Source organism: Alcanivorax sp. HI0083 (genome assembly GCF_001635175.1).
Map to the genome: position 1 here is coordinate 1 of NZ_LWFX01001044.1, position 3,960 is coordinate 3,960.

Below are 3,960 nucleotides of genomic sequence, written 5' to 3' on the forward strand. Positions count from 1 at the left end.
CTCTGGAAGGTGACATTGACACCCTCCAGGCCACCGTGGATAGCCTGAAAGAGCAGCTGGAAAGCACCCGCGAACAGATTTCCGAGCTGGAAGAAGAGCGCGAGGAAGTGCAGCGCCAGGCGAGCCGGATCAACCGTGAGCTGGGCGAGATCAATGCCCAGGTCAGCGCCCGGCAGGTGCGCCTGGAGCAGATCACCATGCGCCGTGAGCGTCTCAGCCGGGAAATGGACGAGACCAACGAGCAGCTGGAGCAGGAACAGGAACACCTGAAAGAAGCCCGGGCGGTGCTGGCGGAAGCGCTGGACGCCATGGAAACCGACAGCGGCGAGCGCGAAACCTTGCTATCCCGCCGGGATGAGCTGCGCCTGCGGCTGGACGAGTCCCGTCAGAAAGCGCGCCACGACCGCGATCAGTCCCACCAGTTGGCCATGGAAGTGCAGGGCGCCCGCACCCAGGCAGACTCGCTGCGCCAGAACCTGAGCCGCCTGGAAACCCAGGTGCAGATGATGGCGGAGCGCAAGGCGCTGCTGGAAGAGCAGACCAATGAGGGCGATGAGCCGGGTACGGAACTGCAAATGCAGCTGGAAGAAAAGCTGGAAGTGCGTCTGGAAGCCGAGCACAAACTCGCCGAAGCCCGCCGTGAACTGGAAACGGTGGACCATGAAATGCGTAACCTGGAAGGGCAGCGTGGCCAGTTTGAGCGTCAGGCTCAGGAAGTGCGCAGCACCATGGACCAGAAACGCATGCAGTGGCAGGACCTGAGCACCCGCCGGCAGACCGTGGCCGAGCAGCTTTCTGAACAGAATTTTGATCTGGATACCGTGCTGCAAAACCTGCCGGACGAAGCCGATGAGCAGCAGTGGGCCCAGGAGATGGATATGATCGGCCAGCGGATTTCCCGCCTGGGGCAGATCAACCTGGCGGCCATCGACGAGTACCAGCAGCAATCCGAGCGAAAGAACTACCTGGACAGCCAGAACGAAGACCTGGAAGACGCCCTCGGCACCCTGGAAAACGCCATCCGCAAGATCGACCGGGAAACCCGGGCGCGCTTCAAGGAATATTTTGATCGTATCAACCGTGGTCTGCAGGAGCTGTTCCCGAAAGTCTTCGGTGGTGGTCATGCGTACCTGGAGCTCACCGGAGATGACCTGCTCGATACCGGTGTCACCATCATGGCGCGGCCACCCGGCAAGCGAAACAGCACCATTCACCTGCTCTCTGGTGGGGAAAAAGCGCTGACCGCTCTGTCACTGGTGTTCAGTATCTTCCAGCTTAACCCGGCGCCATTCTGTCTGCTCGATGAGGTGGATGCGCCGCTGGACGATGCGAATGTGGGGCGTTTCTGTAACCTGGTATCGGAAATGTCTGCAAAAGTGCAATTTATCTACATCACTCATAACAAGATTGCGATGGAGATGGCTGCTACCCTGATGGGGGTCACCATGCATGAACCCGGTGTATCCCGTCTGGTATCGGTGGATGTGGAAGAAGCGGCCGAAATGGCGGCGATGTGAGGAATCGGTGCCGCTGTAACAGCGGCACTTCAGCACAAGCAAGGAAGAAGAGGCAATGGGCCTGAACCTGGAAACATTGATTGGTATTCTGGTTATTCTGATTCTGCTGATTCTGGCCGACGGTGTGCGGCGGATGATCAGGGAGCGGCATGGGCGACTGCGCATGCGCATCGATCCGCGCTACCGCGATCAGGCGGAGGAAGAAGAGGGCAGCGGTTATAACCCGGAGCTGATTGGCTCTGCACGGGTTATCCGCCGGGCCATGGAAGACGCAGAGCAGGATGAGCGTCCGCCCATGGTGATGGAACCCGATGAAGCGGCGGCGCAAGCGCGTACCGCAGAGCAGCAAAGCCTGTTCGACGGTGAGCAGGAACCAGAGTCCCAGCCAGAGCGCACGGCGGAGCCTGATGTCGAGCCCGCCCCGGTGCCGACACAACCGGTAGCGGAAAAACCGCCTGAACCGAAACCCGAGCCCGAACCGGCCCCTCGGGGTTCGCCGCGTCAGGCGCCGCGCCAGGAAGCGCGGGTTGAAGCCCGGCCCGCACCCAAGGCACCCAGTGAGCCCCAGCCCGTGCTGGAAGTGATTGTGGTACACCTGATTGCGCACCGTGGCGCGCCGTTCGATGGCAGCGCGCTGTTGCGAATGCTGCTGGAAGCGGGGCTGCGTTACGGCCGGATGAATATTTTCCACCGGCATGTGAGTGTGCAAGGTGCTGATGAGCTGCAATTCTCCATGGCCAACGCGGTTGAGCCGGGCACCTTCGATCTGGATACCATGGAAGACAAGACCTTTGCCGGTGTCACTTTCTTCCTGAAGCTGCCGGGGCCGACGGATGCTATGGGCGCACTGGACAAGATGCTGTCCATTTGTCAGCGCCTGGCCGCTGAGCTGGACGGTGAACTCAAGGATGAACAACACAGCGTGCTGACTCCGCAGACCATGGAACACCTGCGCCAGCGTGTGCAGGAATTCGAACGGCGTCAGCGGGTGCCCAGCGCGTAAAAGCAGTTGCGAGTGACGAGTTTCGAGAAGCGAAATACAAAAGGTTTTCGTACCTCGTTACTCGTACCTCGAGACTCCTAGCATCTGCAGGATGCGCCCTACGTTTAAGATGACACTGTGGGAGCGCCACTTGAGGCGCGAAGCGGTAGAAAAGCAACATCGGGATTCGCGCCTCAAGTGGCGCTCCTACAGAGCGAGTCGTTCGCTATCCATTATTCACTTTCATCATTAGCTGCTGCTACCGTGCCTAATCCAGACATCATCCAGAAAGCCCAACACCTCCGTGACCAGCTCAACGACTGGTCTTACCGCTATTACGTGCAGGACGATCCGGCGGTGCCCGATGCGGAGTACGACCGGGCGTTTCGTGCGCTCAAAGACCTGGAAACCCAGTATCCGGATTTGATTAGCGCCGATTCGCCAACCCAGCGGGTTGGGGACGTGCCGCTGGATGCGTTTGAACAGGTGCAACACGAAGTCCCCATGCTGAGCCTGGATAACGCCTTCGATGATGATGACCTGCACGCCTTCGACAAACGCATTCGCGAACGTCTGGATGTGAACGAAACGGTGGATTACGTGGCCGAGCCCAAGCTGGATGGGCTGGCGATTTCCCTGTTGTACCTGAACGGGGAGCTGGTGCGGGCGGCCACCCGTGGGGACGGTCAGACCGGCGAGAACATCACCGTTAATGCCCGAACTATTCGTTCAGTGCCCCTGACACTGCGCGGCGACGCGCTACCGTCGCGACTGGAAGTGCGTGGTGAAGTGGTAATGCCCCACGGTGGTTTTGCGGCGCTGAATGCTCGCCAGGAAGAGGCCGGTCAGAAGGTATTTGCCAATCCCCGCAACGCGGCGGCCGGCAGTCTGCGCCAGCTGGACCCCCGCATCACCGCCAGCCGGCCGCTGGAATTTTATGCCTATTCCATGGCCCAGCTGGAGGGTGTCAGCGAGCCGGCTACCCACGCTGACATGCTCGATGCCCTGCGCAGCTGGGGGCTGCGGGTCAACCCGGAGGTGCGGGTGTGTGCGGGTGTTGATGCACTACTGGCGTTCTACCAGGGCATTCTGGAAAAGCGCGATCGACTCGATTACGACATCGATGGCGTGGTTTACAAGGTCAACCGTTTCGACTGGCAGCAGGATCTGGGGTTTGTCAGCCGCGCCCCACGCTGGGCCATTGCCCACAAGTTCCCCGCCCAGGAAGAGCTTACTGTGCTGAACGGCGTGGACTGGCAGGTGGGCCGCACCGGCGCACTGACACCGGTGGCACGGCTGGAGCCGGTGCAGGTGGGCGGTGTCACGGTGAGTAACGCGACCCTGCACAATATCGACCAAATTGAGAAGCAGGACTTACATATAGGGGATACGGTAAAGGTTTATCGTGCAGGGGATGTGATTCCCAAGGTGGTGCGGGCGCTGCCAGAGCGCCGCCCGGCG

2 protein-coding genes and 1 pseudogene are annotated in these 3,960 nt (G+C 60.5%); all 3 read left to right on the plus strand.

What is annotated here, in order from left to right; genetic code table 11:
• Positions 1–1,517: pseudogene (locus A3754_RS13500) on the plus strand (chromosome segregation protein SMC); the annotation flags it as partial.
• Positions 1,518–1,572: 55 nt separating this feature from the next.
• Complete coding sequence (gene zipA / locus A3754_RS13505; RefSeq protein WP_063520110.1) at positions 1,573–2,520, plus strand: cell division protein ZipA; 948 nt, start codon at positions 1,573–1,575, stop codon at positions 2,518–2,520.
• 243 nt (positions 2,521–2,763) lie between these two features.
• The coding region (ligA, locus tag A3754_RS13510; protein WP_063520111.1) for an NAD-dependent DNA ligase LigA at positions 2,764–3,960 on the plus strand (1,197 nt) is incomplete at its 3' end.